General features: G+C 40.0%; 17 protein-coding genes and 1 riboswitch. Of the genes, 5 read left to right on the top strand and 12 right to left on the bottom strand.

The genetic code is table 11. The features are described 5' to 3' along the window. Positions 1 to 35: 35 nt before the first annotated feature. The 10 genes from AAA071_RS05010 to AAA071_RS05055 all read right to left on the bottom strand — a co-directional run bounded on the left by AAA071_RS05010 (position 36) and on the right by AAA071_RS05055 (position 13,435). Entirely contained in the window at positions 36 to 1,589 is a 1,554-nt protein-coding gene (locus AAA071_RS05010) for an ABC transporter substrate-binding protein (protein WP_316581637.1), read from the bottom strand. Between the two features lie 386 nt (positions 1,590 to 1,975). After that, positions 1,976 to 2,791, bottom strand: a complete 816-nt coding sequence (locus AAA071_RS05015) for an ABC transporter ATP-binding protein (protein WP_004697532.1) — start codon at positions 2,789 to 2,791, stop codon at positions 1,976 to 1,978. After that, positions 2,784 to 3,581 carry an ABC transporter ATP-binding protein gene (locus AAA071_RS05020; RefSeq protein ID WP_004695041.1) on the bottom strand — a complete coding sequence of 266 codons (798 nt, stop codon included), beginning with the start codon at positions 3,579 to 3,581 and terminating at the stop codon, positions 2,784 to 2,786. The genes AAA071_RS05015 and AAA071_RS05020 overlap by 8 nt, the downstream gene beginning before the upstream one ends. Positions 3,582 to 3,593: 12 nt before the next feature. Then, complete coding sequence (locus AAA071_RS05025) at positions 3,594 to 5,162, bottom strand: ABC transporter substrate-binding protein (protein ID WP_004697531.1); 1,569 nt, start codon at positions 5,160 to 5,162, stop codon at positions 3,594 to 3,596. 153 nt (positions 5,163 to 5,315) lie between these two features. Continuing rightward, entirely contained in the window at positions 5,316 to 6,137 is an 822-nt protein-coding gene (nikC, locus tag AAA071_RS05030; protein ID WP_004695039.1) for a nickel transporter permease, read from the bottom strand. Beyond that, on the bottom strand, positions 6,137 to 7,075 hold the full coding sequence (gene nikB, locus AAA071_RS05035) for a nickel ABC transporter permease (protein ID WP_004697516.1): 939 nt from the start codon (positions 7,073 to 7,075) through the stop codon (positions 6,137 to 6,139). Before nikB ends, nikC begins: the two co-directional genes overlap by 1 nt. Before the next feature lie 145 nt (positions 7,076 to 7,220). After that, a riboswitch (cobalamin riboswitch) is annotated at positions 7,221 to 7,408 on the bottom strand. Between the two features lie 402 nt (positions 7,409 to 7,810). Next, positions 7,811 to 9,142 carry a putrescine-ornithine antiporter gene (gene potE / locus AAA071_RS05040; protein ID WP_004697529.1) on the bottom strand — a complete coding sequence of 444 codons (1,332 nt, stop codon included), beginning with the start codon at positions 9,140 to 9,142 and terminating at the stop codon, positions 7,811 to 7,813. 595 nt (positions 9,143 to 9,737) lie between these two features. Beyond that, the gene (gene argH, locus AAA071_RS05045; RefSeq protein WP_008602407.1) at positions 9,738 to 11,165 is read right to left on the bottom strand and encodes an argininosuccinate lyase; all 1,428 of its coding nucleotides are present in this window, start codon (positions 11,163 to 11,165) and stop codon (positions 9,738 to 9,740) included. Then, on the bottom strand, positions 11,165 to 12,376 hold the full coding sequence (locus AAA071_RS05050; protein WP_008602405.1) for an argininosuccinate synthase: 1,212 nt from the start codon (positions 12,374 to 12,376) through the stop codon (positions 11,165 to 11,167). The genes argH and AAA071_RS05050 overlap by 1 nt, the downstream gene beginning before the upstream one ends. Positions 12,377 to 12,628: 252 nt before the next feature. Beyond that, on the bottom strand, positions 12,629 to 13,435 hold the full coding sequence (locus tag AAA071_RS05055) for a transglycosylase domain-containing protein (protein WP_058948111.1): 807 nt from the start codon (positions 13,433 to 13,435) through the stop codon (positions 12,629 to 12,631). 330 nt (positions 13,436 to 13,765) lie between these two features. Here AAA071_RS05055 and AAA071_RS05060 point away from each other — a divergent pair, with 330 nt between their 5' ends. Continuing rightward, positions 13,766 to 14,044, top strand: coding sequence for a metal-sensing transcriptional repressor (locus AAA071_RS05060; protein WP_004697521.1), 279 nt, complete (start codon positions 13,766 to 13,768; stop codon positions 14,042 to 14,044). A 92-nt stretch (positions 14,045 to 14,136) separates the two neighbouring features. Here AAA071_RS05060 and AAA071_RS05065 read toward each other — a convergent pair whose 3' ends face one another. Together AAA071_RS05065 and ptsP are read right to left on the bottom strand one after the other, a co-directional pair. Continuing rightward, positions 14,137 to 14,397, bottom strand: coding sequence for an HPr family phosphocarrier protein (locus tag AAA071_RS05065; protein ID WP_215675767.1), 261 nt, complete (start codon positions 14,395 to 14,397; stop codon positions 14,137 to 14,139). 138 nt (positions 14,398 to 14,535) lie between these two features. Beyond that, a complete protein-coding gene (gene ptsP, locus AAA071_RS05070) occupies positions 14,536 to 16,263 on the bottom strand; it encodes a phosphoenolpyruvate--protein phosphotransferase (protein ID WP_278451787.1) in 1,728 nt (575 codons plus the stop codon). Between the two features lie 188 nt (positions 16,264 to 16,451). Between ptsP and dapF the strand changes: the two genes are divergently transcribed. The 4 genes from dapF (at position 16,452) to AAA071_RS05090 (ending at position 21,655) form a co-directional block, all read left to right on the top strand. Then, the gene (gene dapF, locus AAA071_RS05075) at positions 16,452 to 17,285 is read left to right on the top strand and encodes a diaminopimelate epimerase (RefSeq protein WP_349234063.1); all 834 of its coding nucleotides are present in this window, start codon (positions 16,452 to 16,454) and stop codon (positions 17,283 to 17,285) included. A 61-nt stretch (positions 17,286 to 17,346) separates the two neighbouring features. After that, a complete protein-coding gene (locus AAA071_RS05080; RefSeq protein ID WP_243624569.1) occupies positions 17,347 to 18,684 on the top strand; it encodes a Na+/H+ antiporter NhaC family protein in 1,338 nt (445 codons plus the stop codon). Between the two features lie 28 nt (positions 18,685 to 18,712). Further along, entirely contained in the window at positions 18,713 to 19,627 is a 915-nt protein-coding gene (pfkB, locus tag AAA071_RS05085; RefSeq protein ID WP_278618231.1) for a 1-phosphofructokinase, read from the top strand. A 33-nt stretch (positions 19,628 to 19,660) separates the two neighbouring features. After that, positions 19,661 to 21,655, top strand: coding sequence for a PTS fructose transporter subunit IIABC (locus AAA071_RS05090; protein WP_278618233.1), 1,995 nt, complete (start codon positions 19,661 to 19,663; stop codon positions 21,653 to 21,655). Positions 21,656 to 21,898: the final 243 nt, after the last annotated feature.

The following is a 21,898-nucleotide window of genomic DNA, read 5'->3' on the forward strand; positions in this document are numbered from 1 at the left end:
AGCTAGTCCTTTTATTTTTATGTAAGCAGCAAACTTTATTTCTTTTTCAAATCTTTTGTAATGATATAGTATTCAGACGGTGTTATCTTGATACCATCAATACGTTTATTACCTACAATATTAATTTTAGGATACCCAAGGAATAATGCTACAGCGTTATCTAACATCAGTTGTTGCGCATTGATAACCGCATTACGACGCACCACTGGGTCGCTACTGCTTTCACCAAGAGCCAACAATTCATCGAAACGAGGATTAGAGAAGCCAGACCCATTAGTTTCAACACCTGTACCCCAATATTGTTTCAAGAACCATACTGGTTGACCCGTATTAGCGGTTACAACACTGGAGATAATCATATCATAATCACCAGATTGAGATAATGTGTCGATAACCGCATAATCTACGATTTTAATTCGTAAATCTACACCGATTTTTTTGTAGTCCGCTTGCAATGCTTCCGCATATAATGGCAATTCAGGACGAGTTGTGTAGGCATAAAAATCAAGTACGAGGTTTTCACCATCTTTATCGACAATGCCATCACCATTCGTATCTTCATAGCCTTCCTGTTTAAGTAATTCTTTAGCGCGCTCTACATTATATTTATTAGGATCGCGTAATTGGTTAAAGCCATAATCGATGGATGGTGGCAATGGAGCCTTACCAGCTACGAACGTATCTTTCATGAGATTTTTCGCATAAGACTCGCGGTCTGCCGCTGCAATGAGGGCTGCACGAAGATTTGGATTTCGTAGTTTCCCCTTTTGACCCATACGAACAAATACGTCACGCAAGGAAGCCATTTCATAGATAGTAAAGTTCTTATCATTTTGGAAGATACTATATTCACCTGGTCCAATGCTAATAGCCATATCCACATCACCAGATTGTAATGCCATAGCACGTGTATTTGCATCATTAATGGACGGGATCTCAACCTTAGCAAAGCCTGCCTTACCGTCCCAGTAATTATCATTACGTTTTAGTTCAGCACGCTCTTTTGTGAAAGAGGATACTACATATGGACCAGTACCAACAGGACCGTCCTTTGCAATATCACGACCATTCGCTTCTGCTGTCACATCCATAATCAAAAACAATGGATCTCCTAACAAGTTGGGCAAATTATAATATTCCTTGTCAGTCTTGATGGTCAACTCCTGACCGTTAGCAGTAATTTCTGTATAGTTAAAGAACGTTTTTGCTCGTTTACTTTTAGCAAAAGTTCGTTCTAAAGATGCTTTTACCGCCTCAGCTGTCAAACTATTACCATTTGAGAATTTAACTTTATCATTGATGGTGAAAGTCCATGTTAACTTGTCATCACCTTGCTTCCAAGAGGTGGCAAGCCAAGGCGTTGCTTTCATTTGATCATCAAACTTGATAAGCGTTTCACCTATACCAAATCGTACAACGGCCCAACTAAAATAATTTTCCGTTGGTTCTAATGTGCCAGCAAAACTAATAGCCCCTACCTTTAATACATCATTAGATGAAGCAGAATCTTGATTCATACAACCAATAGTCCCGAGCATAGTCACACCAAGGGTCATACCAATTAGTAAAGCCTTGCGTAATCCTTTCATTTATACACCTAACCTTTCTACACACATTAACTATCTATTTATACTCAGATACTCACTATTTTTTGCATTAACATAATCTAGTAAATATAACCTGCTTTTACAATAGTTAATATAAAGAGAATCTATGTACATCACTTCATATGAGCATATCTTATTATACCCATAGGGGTATATTTTATACAGTCAACTATACTATATATTAGGTGTTAACACAATGTATAATTTGAGAAACATTTCAATATATCTATTAAAAAATTTCATATCTTAACTATGCATAAAAATAGCAGTTAGTCTTGAAACTAACTGCTATTTTAAGTTTACCTATCCGATGTAACTCTCTACATTTCAAATTTATACTTTTGAAATTTTGAAAGTAAATTTTCCTATTAAGCTTCTAATGCAGCCTCATCCAAGGTAAGCGGCTTATGATCTTGACCAATTTCAAAGATAGAGCTCAATAAAACCTTTGTATATGGATGTTTTGCATCCGCCAAGTGGAAAGCATCTAGTTCTTCAACGATAGCACCTTTGTACATTACGACCACCTTGTGGCACATAGTACGAATAAAGGCAATATCATGAGCAATAAATAGGTATGTTAAATTTTTCTTTTTTTGTAAACGCGCCAAAAGGTACGCAATGGAGTCTTGTACAGATACATCTAGGGCACTAGTAGCCTCGTCTAACACGAGGATTTCGGGCTCTAAAACGATAGCACGAGCAATGGCAACACGTTGGCGTTGACCACCAGACATTTCATGAGGATAGCGATGCATAAACTCGCGAGGTAAATCTACCATTTCCAGGTAGTCACCTGCGATTTGCTCTTCTTTTCCCTTTTCAAGAAGACCAAAATTATAAAGTGGCTCAAGAATGATATCTTTAACCTTCATACGTGGGTTAAAAGCTGCAGATGGATCTTGGAATACCATTTGAATCTTTTTACGATATTCTTTCGTTTGTTCAGAATTCATATGTTGAATCTCTACACCCTCTACATAAATCTCGCCTTCCGTAATAGGAAGCATTTTCATGATCATACGAACCAATGTTGTTTTCCCAGAGCCAGATTCCCCTACAATCCCAAGGGACTGACCTTTTTCGAGAGTTATATTAATATCCTTACATGCTTCAAGCTCACCACCAGTAGGAAGTGGGAATCGTTTACATACATTCTTAATTTCTACTGCGTAATTAGTCAATGTAACGACCTCCTCCCAATGTTGGCACAGCGTCTTTTAGTTGTTTCGTATATTCATTAGATGGATTTTCCAAAATGTCTTGTGGGGTTCCAGCATCTACAACACGGCCCTTTTTCATAACAATAATATAGTCAGACATATACGCTGCTACACCAAGGTTATGAGTTACCATGACTATTGCAGAATTATGCTCTTTAGCTAGTTCAAGCATTTGCATAACCACTTGAGATTGTGTTGTTACATCGAGTGCAGATGTCGGTTCGTCACCGATGAGTAATGCTGGGTCCAATGCTAACGCCATAGCAATACCAACACGTTGACGTTGACCACCAGATAATTCGTGTGGATAACGGCGCAATATATCCGCTCCATTAGGAAGAGATACAGATTCTAATAACTCAATTGCTCGTCGATCACATTCATCATTAGTGATTTCAATATGAGATGTAAACAATTCTCTAAATTGTTTACCAATGCGAACAATTGGATCTAATGCACTACCACTATCTTGGAAAATCATAGCCATATCTTTACCACGTATGGCTCTCCATTCTGACTTAGATAGGGTACGAAGGTTGTGACCGTTAAAGATCATTGTACCGTCTGTAACCTCACCACCTACAGGTAATAAACCCATGAGGGCCCGGATTACAGTAGTTTTACCGGATCCGGACTCACCTACAATGGTTAATACCTTACCGCGTTCCAAGGTAAAGTTCACATCCATAACAGCAGGCACACCTTGGTACGCAATGTTAAGGTTTTCTACAGTTAGTATGTTTTCTGCCATTATAGCTCCTCACTATTTTGTAATTTTGTTAGTAATCCAGTAGTAATCACTTGGGTACATTACAGCACCTTTCAAGTAAGAACCTGTAACGATATTAGTTTTAGGATAGCCTAAGAATAATGCAGCACCATCATTCATCAACAATTGTTGAATTTGCATTGCGTAATCACGACGTTTTGCTGGGTCGAATTCAGTTTCAGCTGCATCTAACAATTGGTCAACTTGTGGATTGGAGTAACCAGAACCATTTTGAGGGTTGGAGCCATTGTTGTTAGTGTGCCAATAGTTAGCCAAGAACCAGATTGGATCACCTGTATTAGCTGTTACAATGTTGGAGATAAGCATATCATAGTCGCCGTCTTGACCCATTTTATCGATCAAGTTATAGTCAACTGTTTTGATTTTCATATCGATGCCAACCTTTTTAAGGTCTGCTTGAACAGCTTCTGCATAAAGTGGTAATTCTGCACGAGAGTTATATACTATGAAGTTGAATGTTAATGGTTTGCCATCTTTATCAAGGATCCCATCGCCATCAGTATCTTTCCAACCATCTTCAGCCAACAATTGTTTAGAACGTTCAGGATTATACGCATTAGGATCTTTCAAATCGTTGAAGCCATAGTCCATGGATGGTGGAATTGGAGCAGAACCAGGAATAAATGTACCTTTTAACAATACATCAGCATAGTTTTTACGGTCTGTTGCAGAGATAACTGCAGCACGAACTTTGTCATCCCCAAGAATACCTTTTTGATTAATACGGGCCAATACGACACGAAGAGATGCGATTTCATCTACTTTGAATTTATCATTGCCTTGGAATAAACCAATTTCACCAGGACCGATGTTAACAGCCATATCTACGTCGCCAGATTGTAAGCTCAAAGCACGCGTATTAGGATCATCGATGGAAGGAATTTCTACAGTTTTAAATGGTACTGTACCATCCCAGTAGTTTTCGTTCGCAGCCATTTCAGCACGTTCTTTAGTGAAGGATTTAACTACATATGGGCCTGTACCGATAGGACCTTCCTTCGCAAAGTTACGGCCATCTTTTTCAGCTTGAACGTCAACGATTAGGAACAACGGATCCGCTAAAAGGCCAGGCATATTAGGATATTCTTTTGTTGTATGAATAACTAATTGTTGACCATTAGCTTCCATAGAGTCATATTCAAAGAATGTTTTCGCACGATTAGACTTTGCAAAAGCACGTTCAATAGACGCCTTTACAGCTGCTGCATCAACTTTTTTACCATTGGAGAATTTCACCTTATCATTGATTGTGAAAGTCCACGTTTTATGGTCTGGGGATACTTCCCATTTAGATGCAATCCATGGTTGAGGTTTCATTTGTTCGTCAAACTTAGCCAATGTTTCACCTACACCATAGCGCATTACAACCCATGCGAAGAAGTTTTCTGTAGGTTCTAATGTGGATGCGAAGTTAGTAACGCCTACTTTTAATACATCTTTGTTAGCAGCACCATTATTATCAGACCCACAACCAGCTATGAAGGAACCCATCATTACAATACTAAGACCTGCTAATAGGGCCTTTTTCCAAGATTTTTTCATTTAAAATCTCCTTTTACAACTACATGTAAAACATAAAAACATTTAACATCATCACTATCTAAAATAGTTGTGATGGAAAAACCATAATTTCTTACCAATCATAATGAAACTTTCACTAGATAAAGATTCAAATTTATGAAGGTAAAAACAATTTTATCCTTGATTTTTTGGATCCACTACATCTCGTAAGGAGTCAGACCAAAGATTAAAAATAGCAACCACGATAAGGATGGACATACCAGGGAATGCCATGAGCCATGGACTCGTTTGCAAGTACTGGCGACCCTCGTTAAGCATAAGACCCCATTCTGGAGTCGGTGGCTGAGCACCAAAGCCAAGGAAGGATAAACCTGCTACCTCAATCATGATAGCCCCGATATCTAATGCACCTGTTGTAATAACGAGAGGCATAATATTAGGAATGATATGACGTCTGATGATGGCCGTCGTAGATGCGCCCATCATAACAGCAGCCGTTACATATTCCTCACCGCGCACCTTGAGCGTCATAGAACGTACAATACGAGCATATTTTGCCCAACCTACAACAGATAAGGCTAAAATCGTATTTACAATGCTACCACCTAGAATACCAGCAATAGCAATAGCCAATACGATACCAGGGAATGATAACATGATGTCTGCTAAACGCATAAGAACCATTTCAACTTTACCGCCAAAATAGCCTGCTATAGCACCGATGATAGTACCAATGCTCACCATGATAACGACGATGGATACGCCCATGAACAAGGATAATTGAGTACCATAAATGATACGAGATAATACATCACGTCCTAATTTATCTGTACCAAACCAATGTTGGCTGCTTGGTGCTTGCAATGCCTGACTTATATTTGAGGTGAAAGCATCGCCCGGTGCAAGCCAGGGTGCAAAGATAGCGATGAGAACAATGATAATCATCAACCCACTATAGAAAGAGAACAATTTATGTTTTTGAATAAATTCTGCCATTATGCTCTCTCCCTTTTCAATCTAGGGTCTAATAAGATATATGATGCATCAACCAATGCGTTAATACACATATATGCTAAAGCAACCCACAACACAAAACCTTCAATCAATGGATAATCGCGCATAGTAATAGCATAAATTGCCATATTCCCAAGTCCCGGCCAAGAGAATACCATTTCTACGACTGCCACACCACCTAGTAACCAACCAATAACAACACCAAGAATAGTGATGAGTGGTAACACCGCATTAGGTAAAATATGACCGAATAAAATTTTTATCTCACTAACACCGCGAGCACGAGCGCCAATAACATAATCCTTTTGCATTTCCTCAAGGATAACGAGCCGCACTTGACGCATGTATTTAGACCCAACAACAACTGCCAAAGTAATAGCGGGCAAAATAACACCAGACGCAGTCACTCGAGAGGATGCAATCGGTACAAGGCCCAATTTAAGACCGAAGATGTAAATCAGTACAAGACCTAACCAGAACGTAGGCATAGATACGCCTACGAAGGATAGAAATCTCAACACATAATCAACCCATTTGTTACGATTTAAGGCGCTTATAATACCTGCAGGCAATGCATAGAGCAGCGTAAATACTAAAGCCGTACCCGCTAACATTAATGTACCTGGTAAAGCCTCCAACATACGATCTACTACTGGTTTTTTAGCAGAATAACTCATCCCTAAATCACCTTGTGCGGCATTGACGACCCAGTTTGCATACTGTACTACAAATGGTTTATCTAACCCAAGCTGAGCCCGAGTTTCATCGATAAGCTCCTGAGATACGATAGTATCTGCCGTTTCAAGTAACATCGTTACTGGGTCACCTGGTGCTAAATAGGTGAGACAAAATGTCAAAAATGTGATGCCAAACAAGGTAACAATAAATTGCCCCAATTGTTTGACAAAGCGTTTGCCCATAGGCGCCTCCTAAACTCTCTAAACACTAACAACAATTCAAATGACAAACTAATGGTACTAGCTTTTTTATATAGCGATGAAGCTTAAAGGCTAGGGAACGAAAAAAGGTTAGTCGCCCGACTAACCCAAATTAAGCACAGCATATGCATACCATGCCTTTAGAGCAGGCTTTCTGACTCTGATTCATCGCAATATTTCGGCCTTCCCAGTTTCCCAGTGACCCTATAATGAAACCTTGCTCCTCATTACAGCTATTTACATAGTATGGGTTTTTCACCCATTTTCCTCTTTTACGCTCGGTAAATACCGACACTCACTAGTTCATTCATTTTTATCGATTATAAATATACTATATTAACACTCTATTTACAATACATATACCCCTTATGGGTATATGTATTTCGCATATTTTCAATATAATTTTTATACTGATAAAAAATATTGATTAATGATTAAATTCACAATCCTGCATAAAATTATATAAATTAACTTATATAAATAATTTTTTATTATATTTACTGTATATGACAGTATATATATTAATTTTATTAATAATAAAGCAATGTAAAAACTTTATTATAAAATCTTTTTATACACAGCAAAAATTTGATTAATAATTATACTCTTCATGTTTTTTCATATCTAGCTCGCATTAATTATGAGTCTAATGCATGATTATGATAAAAAAGAGGCTATTACCAAGTAATAGCCTCTAATAAGACGAGATGTATTCAGTTAATCAATACTTTGTTGTAAGCGGTGTGCTCTGCGTGTATCCCACGCTTTACGCAAAACATAAATCACCAAACCTATGCTTACTGCCACTGCGCTACCTACCATAGCATCAAAACCACATGCGTAGATTGCATATAGACAATAAAGAACGCCTATACCGAACAAGTAATTAGAGCGTTTAATACGACTTTCAGCTACGCCAGCCATACGCATCATTGTAGGTACTGCCAAAATGCACAATACATACGGTACTACGTTAGTTACAACCGCTAAGTTTACTAAGATTTCAAATTGCTCACGCAAGGATTCGCTTGCAGTGAATAAAGTAAGTAATGTTTCAACAGCGAGTAAAATCAATACACCACGAACAGGAGCATCTTTGCTATTTACACGAGCGAATATTTTAGGGAAGTAACCATGTTCTGCTGCACTTTTGAAGACGCGAGACAATGTGAATTGCCAGCAAAGCAAAGCGCCAAAGCAAGAAATAACCATAGCAGCCATAACGATGTTTGCAATTGTATCATTGAACATGTATACGAATGTCAAACCGAATGGTGCATTAGAATTTAATAAATCAACGTTAGGCACAATACCTGCCATAACGTTTGTGGACAAGATATAAACCACTGCCACTGCTAATGTACCCGCCACAGTTGCGATAGGTACGTTTTTCTTTGGATTCTCAACAGCATCAGCATTAGCCGCTGCGGACTCAAATCCTAGGAAGCCCCATAAAGTTAGGGAAATAGATTGCTTTACCGCATCATAAAGCGGAAGATCATTTGGGTTCCATGCCGCCCAATAAATAGATGGATCAAACCAATACCAGCCGATTGTACCGATTAATAAAACCGGAACAATAGAGCCCCAAATAGTCATATTGCTGAGTCGACCTGTGAAACGATTCCCTCTGAAGTTTAGAATCGCTGCAAACCACAAGAGCACAATTGTTACCTGACTTGTTTGTGTCGCATTGAGGTCAACACCAAAGAAAGCTGCGCCATAACCTACGGCAGATACCGCGATGGCGATATTAGCAATGATGAGAGATATGCTGTAAGCATAGCTCGCCATAAAATGTCCAGTTTTACCGAAGCGATGTTCTGCATAACCGCCCATGCCCCCTTGTTTTTGGGAGAACATACCCGCTTGAGCAAAAATATACGCTAGTAAAAGCGCACCCACAGCTGTCACGAGCCAAGATAAAACTGAAATAGTACCAACTTGAGCCAAATTAGTTGGTAACATAATGATCCCAGCTCCTAGCATATTGGCTGCTACCATTGTGGTTAGCTGGAATACAGACATTTTTTTAGCGGTGGTTTTCATGTATCAATCCCCTTTCACTAAGGTGAATTTTTTCTCGTCCATAATTCACTTAAAATATATATACCGCTAAGTAAATTCAGTTCGTGCTGTGATGGGCTTGAATGTGAATTTACCGTTTTTATTCTTATTACGAGTTAAATAATAACACCTATGAAACCAAAATAAAAGTACTTTATTGGCGGACAAGGCATATTACACGAATTGAATAAATCATAGGTAATTTATCATCAAAATCGAACAGAACTCATTTTAATCGTGGCAAAGTATATTTTTACCCCATTTTATTCTGTGTATAGATGTAATTTTTCCTATCTATCACGGTTATAGTGTCCTAGTACAAGACTATTATTCTCTCACAGTCCACTATACATGTACATGTACATGTAAATACATCATTTTAATAGTGGATTATCAATTAGAATTTTGGGCTTTATAGGTATCGTCTAGCTTTTAAATAAAAAATCGATATACATATAAGTATAATGGGCAATATTAGACCCTTAATGAAATCCTTATATGTATATCAATCTTATTTTTCCAGATTTTATTGATAACTATTCTTTATTTTTATCTACTGCTTATTCCGCACTAAGCTCTACTCTTCTACAGATTCAACGATTTCTTTCCATTCAGCAATTTGCTTTTCCTCAGCAGCGATAATAATTTTACCATTATTACGTTGTCGTTCCACACATTCTGGAGCCGTACCAGAATAGTTATTACGACCTGCAACGCAAGCTTCGATGGAGATAGCGTCAAGAATATCTGCATCAAAATGGTTGGAAATAGCTTTGAAGTCCTCTACGGATAGATCAAGGAGTACACAGCCTTTTTCGATGCAATGATGCACTGCATTACCTACAATTTCATGGGCTTCACGGAATGGGACACCTTTCTTCGCAAGATAATCTGCCATATCCGTAGCATTAGAGAAGTCGTCATCAAGGACTGCTTTCATATGAGCCCCATTGACCTTCATACCACGAATCATAGCCGCATTAATGGACAATGCGAAGTGTACTGTATCAATAGCATCGAAGATACCTTCTTTATCCTCTTGCATATCCTTGTTGTATGTAAGAGGCAGGCCTTTCAAAGTTGTTAAAAGGCCTAACAAATGACCATAGGTACGGCCTGTTTTACCACGAACCAGCTCGCAAACGTCAGGATTTTTCTTTTGCGGCATAATACTAGAGCCCGTGCAGTGAGCATCATCAAGTTCAATAAAATTAAACTCGTTGGTAGACCATAAGATCAATTCTTCACTAAGACGACTCAAGTGCATCATCACTAGAGATGCAAAGGACAAGAATTCAACTACGTAGTCACGGTCAGATACGGCGTCCATACTATTTTCGTAAATACGAGAAAAGCCCAAAAGCTTTTGCGTATATGTTTGATCAATGCCGTATGTAGAACCAGCTAATGCGCCGGCCCCAAGTGGCATGATGTCAGCATGTTTGAATACCATCAACAAACGATCAAAATCGCGTTCCAACATAGAGAAATAGGCCATCATATGATGCCCAAACAATACAGGTTGAGCCCGTTGTAAATGCGTATAGCCAGGCATGATAACATCACTATACTTTTCAGCTGTTTCGATGAGAGCCTTCTGCATATCTACGATGAGTTCACCCATTTCCACAACAGCTTTACGCACGTACATGTGCAAGTCTACTGCGCATTGGTCATTACGGCTACGACCTGTATGCAAACGACCACCTGCTTCACCGATGTCATCAGTTAAACGCTTTTCAATATTCATATGAATATCTTCAAGAGCTATAGAAAATGGGAATTCCCCTTTATCGATTTGCCCTTTAATTTTTGTTAAACCTGCTAAAATAGCATCTCGATCTGCGTCGGAGATAATATTTTGTTTTGCCAGCATTGTCGCATGTGCCTTGCTACCTGCAATATCTTCGGCGTACATCCGCGCATCAAAAGCGATAGAGGATGTAAAATCCTCTACCGCTTTATCAGTGCCTTTTATGAAACGCCCGCCCCACAATTTAGCCATTATTTACCTGCTTTCTCTTTCATCAATGCATTAATTTTGAGAGGTAAACCAAACAAGTTGATGAAACCTTCTGCATCAGATTGATCGTATACATCATCTTCTTCAAATGTTACGAAATCTTCGCTGTACAAGGAATATGGGGAAGTGCTGCCCGCAGAAATGATATTGCCTTTGTACAATTTAAGTTTTACTTCACCGGTTACAGTTTTTTGAGTTTCATCAACAAACGCTTGTAATGCGTTCATCAATGGCGCAAACCACATGCCATCATATACGAGTTCAGCGTATTTGTTAGCAATGAGTTCTTTGTAGTGGTATGTAGCTCTATCTAAGCAAAGGTATTCAAGTTCTCTGTGAGCATACATGATGATGGAGCCACCCGGGTTTTCATAAACACCACGGGATTTCATACCTACCAATCTATTTTCAACGATATCTACAACGCCCACACCATAATGTGCGCCGATTTCATTGAGTTTTTCTAATATTTGTAATGGGGTGCCTTCTTGACCATCTACGGCTACAGGTACACCTTCTTTAAAGGATACAGTTACATAACCAGCTTCATCTGGAGCTTGTTCTGGTGTATGTGTTACCAAGTACACATCATCTTTAGGAGCATTTGCTGGATTTTCAAGTTCGCCGCCTTCATGGGACAAATGCCATACGTTTTGGTCCATAGAATATGGATGAGATTTTGTAGCTACAACTGGAATATCGTGTTTAGCAGCATATTCCATGCAATCTGTTCTAGATTTCAAATCCCATTCTCTCCAAGGAGCAATGATTTTCATGTTAGGAGCTAATGCTTTGATAGTCAACTCAAAACGAACTTGGTCATTACCTTTACCAGTCGCACCATGAGCGATTGCATCAGCGCCTTCTTTTTTTGCAATATCTACAAGGATTTTACCGATTAAAGGTCTAGCAAAGGATGTACCTAATAAATATTTACCTTCGTAGATCGCACCAGCTTTTACTGTAGGCCATACATAATCTTTTACAAACTCTTCCTTAGCGTCAACGATGTACGCTTTAGATGCGCCAGATTTGATTGCTTTTTTCTCAACTGCATCATAATCCTCAGGTTGGCCCAAGTCTACACACACAGCAATAACTTCAGCGCCATAATTTTCTTTTAACCAAGGAATGATAACAGAAGTATCTAAGCCACCAGAATATGCGAGTACTACTTTATTTGCTTTACCCATGATAACACCTCATAAACCACTATCTATTTAGACTCATATAATCAATACAATATCAGATAATTGTGAAAGCACCTTGGTATCTTCTATTACCGACAGGCATTTTCTCCTTCTGACAAAAAATAGTATACACCTGTATAATTATAAATGCAAGCATTATTTTTATTCATTTTGATAATATATTTCCTTTCCGAACTAATAAAAAAACTATATCTAGTAATCGAACACCAGATATAGCTTATTAAATATATTAAGTTATTCTTCCACAAGCTCCAAGTCCTGTTCGTACGCATAGTCTGCCTCGGCTTGTGTAATCATACCTTGGTCTACCATTTGTTCGAGCACCAGCTTTTGTCGAGCTTTAGCCCCTTCATAGTTCGTGTAAGGATCTAAATAGGACGGTGCATTAGGTAATGCTGCGAGTAAAGCGCTTTGCCCCAATGTTAATCGACTGGGACTCGTCCCAAAGTATCCGTGAGCTGCTTCGTAGATACCATAATAATTATGACCATAATATACGGTATTCAAATACATAGTTAAAATTTCTTCCTTAGAATAGTAATGTTCCATCTCGCTAGCGAGGATGGCCTCTTCTACCTTACGACTCATGATGCGCTTTGAGGAAAGGAACAGATTTTTTACAAGTTGTTGTGTAATAGTACTACCGCCTTCCAAGGTTTCACCTGCTATGGTATTTGTGTACAAGGCGCGAATAATACCGAGTACATCAATAGCTCCATGTTTATAATACCGCTTATCTTCAATAGCGATTAATGCATTTTTTGTATACTCAGGAATAACATCCCCTTTCACCCAATGCTCTTTTGAAACACGTTGATTAAGAGCTATCTGTACTTTATCTCTAAATGTAAACAGTCGTATAATTCGATCCGTACGACTGAGCGTGTCTTCACTTTGTTCTATTTGTTTTTCAACAAGTGTATGAGCTTTACTCTCACGATTTGTCCCTTGAAAGCTATGGTATCCGTCATATATAAACATAGCCAAAATCATGACCACCACGAATACAACTAGGTTTCGAAGGTAGCGAAATACTTTCATTTCTTTCACCTATTTCTTAAAGGTCTGTAATATAAACACATGTAAACATAAGTTTATAATCTAGCCATCTATACAATACCTTATATACATATACAAATATAAAGTATATTAAATGTATTGTATCACATCAATCAAGAAGAAGATATGTAAAACACTAGTTTTTACGTCCACTCATACTACAAATATATTTAATATATCTTATAACGGCACGACACTATATATCTATAAATACCGATTAATGCATATTAGTTATACTTATTAAGTTGTATTAAAAACTTTAAATAGAGTATAATATATGAGATGATAAAAACATGCCTATGGAGGAGTAATATGAAACAGTGTATGGATTCAGAAAATCTGCATCGTCGATTGCGTAAAATCTTAGGTCAAGTGCAAGCTATTGATCGAATGATTGAAGAAGACATTCCCTGCGAAGATGTGTTGAGCCAAATTAATGCAGCTAAATCTGCACTACATAAAGTAGGACAAGTAATTCTTGAAGGACATATCAACCACTGCGTACGAGATGGTATCGAACATGGTGACGTAGAAAAAACCATTAGCGACTTTACAAAAGCTGTAGAACGCTTTGCAAATATGGGTAAATAAAAAAGGACTCTACAAATGAATTGCACCCAAAAATTAGACATAATTTTGGGAGGTGCAGTTCAAAATGTAGGGTCCTTTTTATTACCCTCATATTAATCGTGGTTAGTTGTTAAGAATTCGCTCAATGCAGCGAGTACATCATCTTCGTCAGCACCGTCAGCAGTCAATGTAACGGATGTACCTTTTGTAGCACCCAAAGTCAATACAGTTAAGATAGACTTAGCATCCGCTGTTTTGCCATTGGCAGCAATAGTCACTTTAGAAGCAAACTTAGCAGCCAATTGTGTGAAGGCTGTAGCAGGACGAGCATGTAAACCAGATTCGTTAGTAATTTCTACTGTTAATTCTTTCATGATAACCTCTTTCTATCTCGATAGGCAGAGCCTATCTCATACGTTCTAATAGATATATTGTATCAATATCAAGTATTTCAATTCAAGTATATTACATCTTATTTGCTATATAATGATTCTATTTAAGGCAAAGCTGGATTATAGTAAACCTTTTTCAGCTAATACAGATTTAGCGTATTCTGTAATTTCTTCTGCTGTGTCCATAGTAAGTGCTTTATTTGCCACCTCTTCACATTCTGCTTTGGAAACAGAACGCAAGATATTTTTAATAAGAGGAATCGAAGAAGCAGTCATGGAAAATTCGTCGAGACCAAGACCTAATAAAATCATAGTCGCCACAGGATCACTAGCAAGCTCACCACACATACCGGTAAATTTACCTTGCTCATGACTAGCGTCAATGACGTGCTTAATAAGACGTAACACACCTGGATGCAATGGTTGATACAAGCTACCAATTGCTTCGTTCATACGGTCTACTGCCAATGTGTATTGGCAAAGATCATTCGTACCGATACTAAAGAAGTCTACATATTTAGCAAGGATTGGAGATATAACAGCTGCCGCTGGTACTTCGATCATAATGCCAACCTTGATATCCTTATTAAAATCCTTTCCTTCAGCCGCCAGCTCCGTCTTACATTCGTCAAGCATAGCATTTGCTTGTTTCACTTCCTCAACGGAAGCAATCATAGGATACATGATGTGAATATCACCAAATGCACTAGCTCGTAACAAGGCACGCAATTGTACCTTAAAGATATCTGGACGATTTAAAGAAATACGAATGGCACGATAGCCTAGGAATGGGTTCATTTCACTTGGCAAATCAAGGCATTTTAATTCCTTGTCACCACCGATATCCATGGTACGAATGATAACCGGTTGCCCTTTCATCTCTTGGGCTACCTTTTTATATTCTTCAAATTGTACATCTTCTGTAGGCAGTTCATCGTTTTCCATGTAAAGAAATTCTGTGCGGTACAAACCAATACCTTGTGCCCCCATAGTGAGCACATGTTTAGCATCCTTTGCCTTGCCGATGTTACCGAATAATTCTACATGGTGACCATCAGTGGTGGTAGCTTCAAGATTAGCAGATTCGCGCAACCGTTTTAATTCCTCTTGAAACGCCAACGCTTGATTTGTATATTCCGTCCAATCCGCATCAGATGGATTGATTTCTACGATACCATCGGTACCAAGAACGACTGCTTTGTCGCCATCAGCGAAACTTTCAATATCGCCAACGCCCATAACAGCGGGAATTTCGAGTGTACGAGCCATGATAGCCGCATGAGATGTAGGACCACCCGCCGCAGTGACAATGCCTTTTACCACATTTTTATCGAGGGAGGCCGTATCAGATGGTGCCAAATCATGAGCCACCAAGATAACTTCGCCAGAAATATGGGACAAACCGCGAGGATTCATACCTAATATATTGCGCATCAAACGATCGCCGATATCCTTAATATCTGCACCGCGTTCACGCATGTAGGCATCTTCCATACCGAGGAAGATATTGGCAAAGCTTTCAATTGTTTGAGACGTGGCCGCTACCACGTTCATATGGCTAGACTCAACAAGGGATTTAATTCCGTCAGACAAGGATGGGTCTTGAGCAATTTGCATGTGCGCTTCAAAAATAGCCGCCTCTTCTGGTCCCATTTCATCCAACGCTTTTTTACGAATAGTATCCAATTGTTTTAAGGTAGATGCCATAGCAGTTGCAAACTTGCTAATTTCTTCTTCTACCTTGTCTTCCGCTACAGTGTAATCAGGAATGACAATTTCCTCTTGAATATATCTATATACATTGCCTACTGCAACGCCACGAGATCCAGAAATCCCTTGAATTCGCATATGTGTTCCTCTTTCTATTACGATTAGCTACATTACTTTTTATTTTATCATTTCTCGGTTAAACAATAAAGCAACAAACATCTCATTTTCGAGGGCCTTTTATGATATAATATAGAATATATAATTATATGCATCTGAGACTTTCACGGGCTTCATGGTGAAAGTCTTACTTATTGATAGGAGACTTTATGAAATTAACAAAAATGCATGGTCTCGGCAATGATTTCATCCTATTTGCCGACCCACAAGGGACTTCTAAAGACTACACAGACCTCGCTATCCGCCTTTGCGATCGTCGCACGGGTATTGGTGCCGATGGTCTTGCCATCCTAGTACCTTCCGAAACTTGTGATGTGCGCATGCGTATCATCAACTCCGATGGTAGTGAAGCAGAAATGTGCGGTAATGCGATTCGGTGCTTTGCCAAATACGCTTATGAACACGGTGAAACTACGAAAGAGACTTTCACCATCGAAACCTTAGCAGGCATAATGAAGCCTACCTTGACTATCGAAAACGGTATAGTCACACAAGTTACTGTAGACATGGGCAAACCATTCTTCAAAGCCCAAGACATTCCTATGAATGTAAACATGGATAAGGTTATCGACGTAGACCTCGATGTAAACGGTGATACCGTAATAGTAAGCTCCGTATTGCTCGGCGTGCCTCATACGGAGGTATTCATCGACGACATTACAAAGGCCCCTGTTACAACACAAGGCCCAATCCTTGAAAAGCACGATGCCTTCCCTGCTAACACAAATGTAAACTACATTGAAGTAGTAAATGACAAACATATCAAGGTGCGCACTTGGGAGCGCGGCGCTGGTGCTACCTTAGCTTGTGGAACAGGCTCTTGTGCCTCTGCCGTTATGTCCTTTGAAAAGGGTTTAACAGGCCGCGAAGTAGATGTGGAACTCTATTTAGGTACATTGCATATTTCATACTTGGAGGATGGCACGGTGTTCATGACAGGCCCTGCTGAGGAAGTCTTCGAAACAGAACTTCCTATCGACTAAGATGAAGTGGTTACAACTTATATTAAATGCGTTCCTAAGATACCAGCAGGGTCGCTCACTCATGCCACGGAATATAGAGCCCCTCTTAGGACTACTTACATCCATTCTCGTCATCCTCATTGCTGTAGCCAATAGCATCGCCATTGGTTACGCCTTGATTGTCGTATGGTGCATCATGGCCTTTGTATTTTATCGCAAAGGATATCAACCAAAGGAACTATTAAACCTATCCTGGACAGGTGCTAAAACGTCCATCGTGGTGATGCAAATCTTTCTTCTCATCGGTTGGCTCATCGCCATGTGGCAAGCAGCGGGCATTATCCCTATGATCATTGCCACAGGCATCGACTTGATTGATCCGTCTATCTTTATCGTCTGTGCCTTTTTAATAACAGCTGCCGTGAGCATGCTGTTGGGCACCGCACTAGGAACTGTAGGCACGATAGGCATCGTACTCATCACGATGGCAAGAGCTGGGAGTATTCCAGAAAATATCGTAGCCGGTGCCATTATTGCAGGTGCTTACTTTGGTGATCGAAACGGGCCACTATCCTCTAGTGCGTCTCTCGTAGCAGCCTTAACCCATACAAAGGTATCGACGAATATTCCCATCATGTTTAAAGATGGTATTCCAGCACTCATCATCTCTACAGTGCTGTATCTATTACTATCTCAGTGGTACCCACTCAATTACGAAAATAGTTTACTATCCGATACAATTCACTTTATTTTCAACATCGATTGGACATTATGGATTCCAGTCATCATCGTCATTGGTCTATTGCCTTTGAAAGTATCTATCCGTTGGCCTATCGGACTCAGTGCATTAGCAGCGGCCATTCTAGCTTATACAAATCAAGGAGCCACCATTTCTGAGTTGGGATGGTATACCTTAACGGGCTTTGAACTACCGCACTACAATCCACTAGCTAATATCATTCATGGCGGCGGTCTACAAACGATGTTTATCCCTACCCTTTCGATCTTCATGGCTACTGCCATTTCAGGCATGCTTGAAGGGGTTGGCTTCTGGAACGACATACGACAACTGTTAGAACGAGCTAAAACACGGAGCGATATATTTGCTGCCAATGTAGGTCTTGCCTTTTTAACAGGTGCTATTGGATGCAGCCAAGCTATTGCGGTAGTTATGACGCACTCTATTATGCGTATTACCTACGCGCAGCGAGGCATTCAAGACGAAGATGTAATGCTAGACTTTGAAAATAGCGGCATCCTCATCGCTCCATTGCAACCGTGGAATATCGCTGCCTACGTGCCCGTTGTCATGATGGGTACAAGTTCAGCAGGTTACGTACCATTTGCCTTCTTCCTATATCTAGTACCACTCATCTATTGGTTACGACTACGGAAGCAAGATCAATCAATCATACGCTAATTAGTATTATCTCAAAAGGGGAAATTGTATGATTTACACTATTACCTTTAATCCAGCTCTCGATTATATCGTGCGCCTTGATCACCTCAAGACGGGCACTATTAATCGCACCATCCAAGAATACGTTCTCGGTGGCGGCAAAGGTATCAACGTATCTATCGTGCTCAATAATCTTGGCATGGATACGACAGCACTCGGCTTCATCGCAGGGTTTACAGGCGAAGAAATCGTAACACAACTCAAGAACTTCGGCGTAAAAGAAGATTTCATCCGACTTCGCGAAGGATTAACCCGCATCAATGTTAAGGTAAAGGCCTCTGATGAGGAAACAGAGATTAACGGCCGCGGCCCAATCATCGGTGCCGACGAATTAGAGGCCCTATACAAACAGCTTGATGCATTGACCGAAAAGGATACCTTAATCCTTGCTGGCAGCATTCCTTCTAGTCTATCAAGCGATATGTACGAACTCATTATGGATCGCTTACAACATAAAAATATTCGCATCGTAGTCGATGCTACAAAAGATCTACTCACAAAAGTCTTGCCTTATAAACCATTCTTAATTAAGCCAAATAATCACGAGCTTAGCGAAATCTTTGGTCGCACTCTCGCTACAAAGGATGACCTTGTAGAAGCTGCTAAAGCATTACAAGAGAAAGGTGCACAACACGTGCTCATCTCCATGGCTGGTGATGGAGCTATCTTGGTCGCTGCTGACGGCACTGTATACACGAGTCCTGCCCCTAAAGGTATACTCGTAAATTCCGTAGGCGCTGGCGATTCCATGGTCGCTGGCTTTATTACGGGCTATGAAAAGACAGGTAAATTACAAGAGGCGCTCTACTGGGGCATCTCCAGTGGATCTGCCTCTGCCTACTCTGAAAACCTCGCAACCCTTGAAGAAGTAGAAACACTACTTTCACAAGTACGAGTTAAATAATTTTATGTTTTATTTGCATCAAGGAGTACACATATGCAAATCACTGATTTATTAAAACCGCAATCTATCCTGTTGAACGCAGATCCTGTCACAAAGGCTGACGCCATTTACACCTTAGGTGAATTGATGGACAAAGGCGGCCACTTGACAGACAAGGCAGAATATTTAAAAGCAGTGTTCGCTCGTGAAGAGTCTGGTTCTACAGGCCTTGGCGACGGTATTGCCACACCACATGCTAAATCTGCAGGCGTAAAAGAAGCAGGCCTAGCCGCTATGGTCGTGCCTAACGGTGTGGATTTTGAAGCACTTGATGGTCAACCATCTCGCCTATTCTTTATGATTGCTGCTCCAGAAGGCGCGGCTGACACTCATGTAGAGGTATTGAGCAAACTAGCAACTATGGTGATTGACCCAGACTTCAAAGAAGCCCTAATTCAAGCGGCTACTGTTGATCGATTCTTAGATCTCATTACAGCTAAAGAAGAAGGAAACTTTGACCCATCTGTAGAAGGATATATCAAACCAACAGAGGATCAAAAAGCAACCAGCATTACCGATGCTATCGAAGCAAAGGCTACGGAAGCAATTGAAAAGGTAGCACCTAAGATTTCTGTAGATAACCCGCATTATGATGTACTAGCTGTTACAGGCTGTCCTACTGGCATCGCACATACCTACATGGCTGCTGAATCTTTAGAACGCAAGGCTAAAGAAATGGGTATTTCCTTAAAAGTAGAAAAGAACGGTGCCTCTGGCGTTAAAGATGCTCTTACAGCAGAAGAAATTGCACATGCTAAATGTATTATCGTAGCTTCCGATCGCCAAGTAGAAATGGCACGCTTTGACGGTAAACCTATGATTCAAACTAAGGTAGCGAATGGCATCAATAAAGCGGAAGAGCTACTAACAGAAGCTATGGCTGGCACAGCTGCCGTATATCAAGCATCTGCGGCTGACCGCGAAGCTGCTGAGATTGCAGCTAGCGCATCTGATAGCGTAGGTCGTCAAATCTACAAACATTTGATGAACGGTGTATCTCACATGTTGCCATTTGTTATCGGTGGCGGTATCTTGATTGCCCTCGCCTTCTTATTCGACGTATTCGATCCAGCGAATCCTAAAAACTTTGGTTCCGGTACACCTCTTGCGGCTTTCTTAATGCAAATCGGTGGAGCTTCCTTTGGCTTCATGTTACCAGTATTAGCGGGTTACATCGCTATGAGTATTGCGGACCGTCCAGGTCTTGTAGCTGGTTTCGTTGGTGGCTTATTAGCTAACCAAGGTGGCTCTGGTTTCCTAGGCGCATTGATTGCCGGTTTCGCAGCAGGTTATTTGGTATTATTAGTTAAGAAATTAGTATCTGGTTTGCCTCAAGCATTAGAAGGTACAAAACCGGTTCTATTCTACCCTGTACTTGGCGTATTGTTCATCGGTATCGCTATTACCTTTATCATCAATCCTCCTGTATCTGCACTTAATCACTGGTTAATGGACTCCTTACAATCCATGGGCACTACTAGCCGCGTATTATTAGGTCTAATCTTTGGTGCTATGATGTCCGTTGATATGGGCGGCCCTGTAAACAAGGCGGCTTATGTTATCGGTACTGGTGCTCTTGCAACTGGAGAATACGGTATCATGGCTGCTGTAATGGCAGGCGGTATGGTTCCTCCATTGGCAATTGCTCTTTGTACTACATTCTTCCCTAGTCGCTTCACAGAGGCTGAACGCAAATCTGGTATCACAAACTACATCATGGGCCTTTCCTTCATCACAGAAGGTGCCATCCCATTTGCAGCAGCCGATCCAGTTCGCGTATTACCAGCTTGCATCATCGGTGCTGGTACAGCTGGTGCATTATCCATGTTCTTCGAATGCACACTACGCGCTCCACATGGCGGTATCTTCGTAGTACCAACAATTGGTAATCCACTTCTTTACCTTGCATCCATCGCAATCGGTTCCGTTGTGGCTTGCTTTATCTTAGCACTTGTAAAGCCAAGCTTAAAAAATAGTATCACAAAATAAATCATTAAAATTAACCATCAATTATAACTTATATATGATTGATGGCTGATGATTGTTGATTGTTTATGATGAGTTTCGACGATTAGCGGTTAGTAACTAATAGTTAACATTTAGCGACTAATTGATTAATGACTCTTATCGATGGTGAAAGCTGGTGTCACACCAGTAGATATAGTAAAAGGACTAGAATATACGTATTCTGAACTGCCCTAAAATTGGACACAGTTTTGGAACAACAGTTCA

Source organism: Veillonella parvula (assembly GCF_040097785.1).
Taxonomy (GTDB): Bacteria; Bacillota; Negativicutes; order Veillonellales; family Veillonellaceae; genus Veillonella; species Veillonella parvula_D.

Bases quoted from the DNA above. Each gene is read 5' to 3' on its own strand.
- nikC (WP_004695039.1), bottom strand. From the start codon at position 6,137: ATGGCAGAATTTATTCAAAAACATAAATTGTTCTCTTTCTATAGTGGG.
- AAA071_RS05065 (WP_215675767.1), bottom strand. From the start codon at position 14,397: ATGAAAGAATTAACAGTAGAAATTACTAACGAATCTGGTTTACATGCT.
- AAA071_RS05060 (WP_004697521.1), top strand. From the start codon at position 13,766: ATGAAACAGTGTATGGATTCAGAAAATCTGCATCGTCGATTGCGTAAA.
- AAA071_RS05050 (WP_008602405.1), bottom strand. From the start codon at position 12,376: ATGGGTAAAGCAAATAAAGTAGTACTCGCATATTCTGGTGGCTTAGAT.
- nikB (WP_004697516.1), bottom strand. From the start codon at position 7,075: ATGGGCAAACGCTTTGTCAAACAATTGGGGCAATTTATTGTTACCTTG.
- AAA071_RS05090 (WP_278618233.1), top strand. From the start codon at position 19,661: ATGCAAATCACTGATTTATTAAAACCGCAATCTATCCTGTTGAACGCA.
- argH (WP_008602407.1), bottom strand. From the start codon at position 11,165: ATGGCTAAATTGTGGGGCGGGCGTTTCATAAAAGGCACTGATAAAGCG.
- AAA071_RS05080 (WP_243624569.1), top strand. From the start codon at position 17,347: ATGCCACGGAATATAGAGCCCCTCTTAGGACTACTTACATCCATTCTC.
- AAA071_RS05020 (WP_004695041.1), bottom strand. From the start codon at position 3,581: ATGGCAGAAAACATACTAACTGTAGAAAACCTTAACATTGCGTACCAA.
- AAA071_RS05055 (WP_058948111.1), bottom strand. From the start codon at position 13,435: ATGAAAGTATTTCGCTACCTTCGAAACCTAGTTGTATTCGTGGTGGTC.
- dapF (WP_349234063.1), top strand. From the start codon at position 16,452: ATGAAATTAACAAAAATGCATGGTCTCGGCAATGATTTCATCCTATTT.
- AAA071_RS05025 (WP_004697531.1), bottom strand. From the start codon at position 5,162: ATGAAAAAATCTTGGAAAAAGGCCCTATTAGCAGGTCTTAGTATTGTA.
- AAA071_RS05010 (WP_316581637.1), bottom strand. From the start codon at position 1,589: ATGAAAGGATTACGCAAGGCTTTACTAATTGGTATGACCCTTGGTGTG.
- pfkB (WP_278618231.1), top strand. From the start codon at position 18,713: ATGATTTACACTATTACCTTTAATCCAGCTCTCGATTATATCGTGCGC.
- potE (WP_004697529.1), bottom strand. From the start codon at position 9,142: ATGAAAACCACCGCTAAAAAAATGTCTGTATTCCAGCTAACCACAATG.
- ptsP (WP_278451787.1), bottom strand. From the start codon at position 16,263: ATGCGAATTCAAGGGATTTCTGGATCTCGTGGCGTTGCAGTAGGCAAT.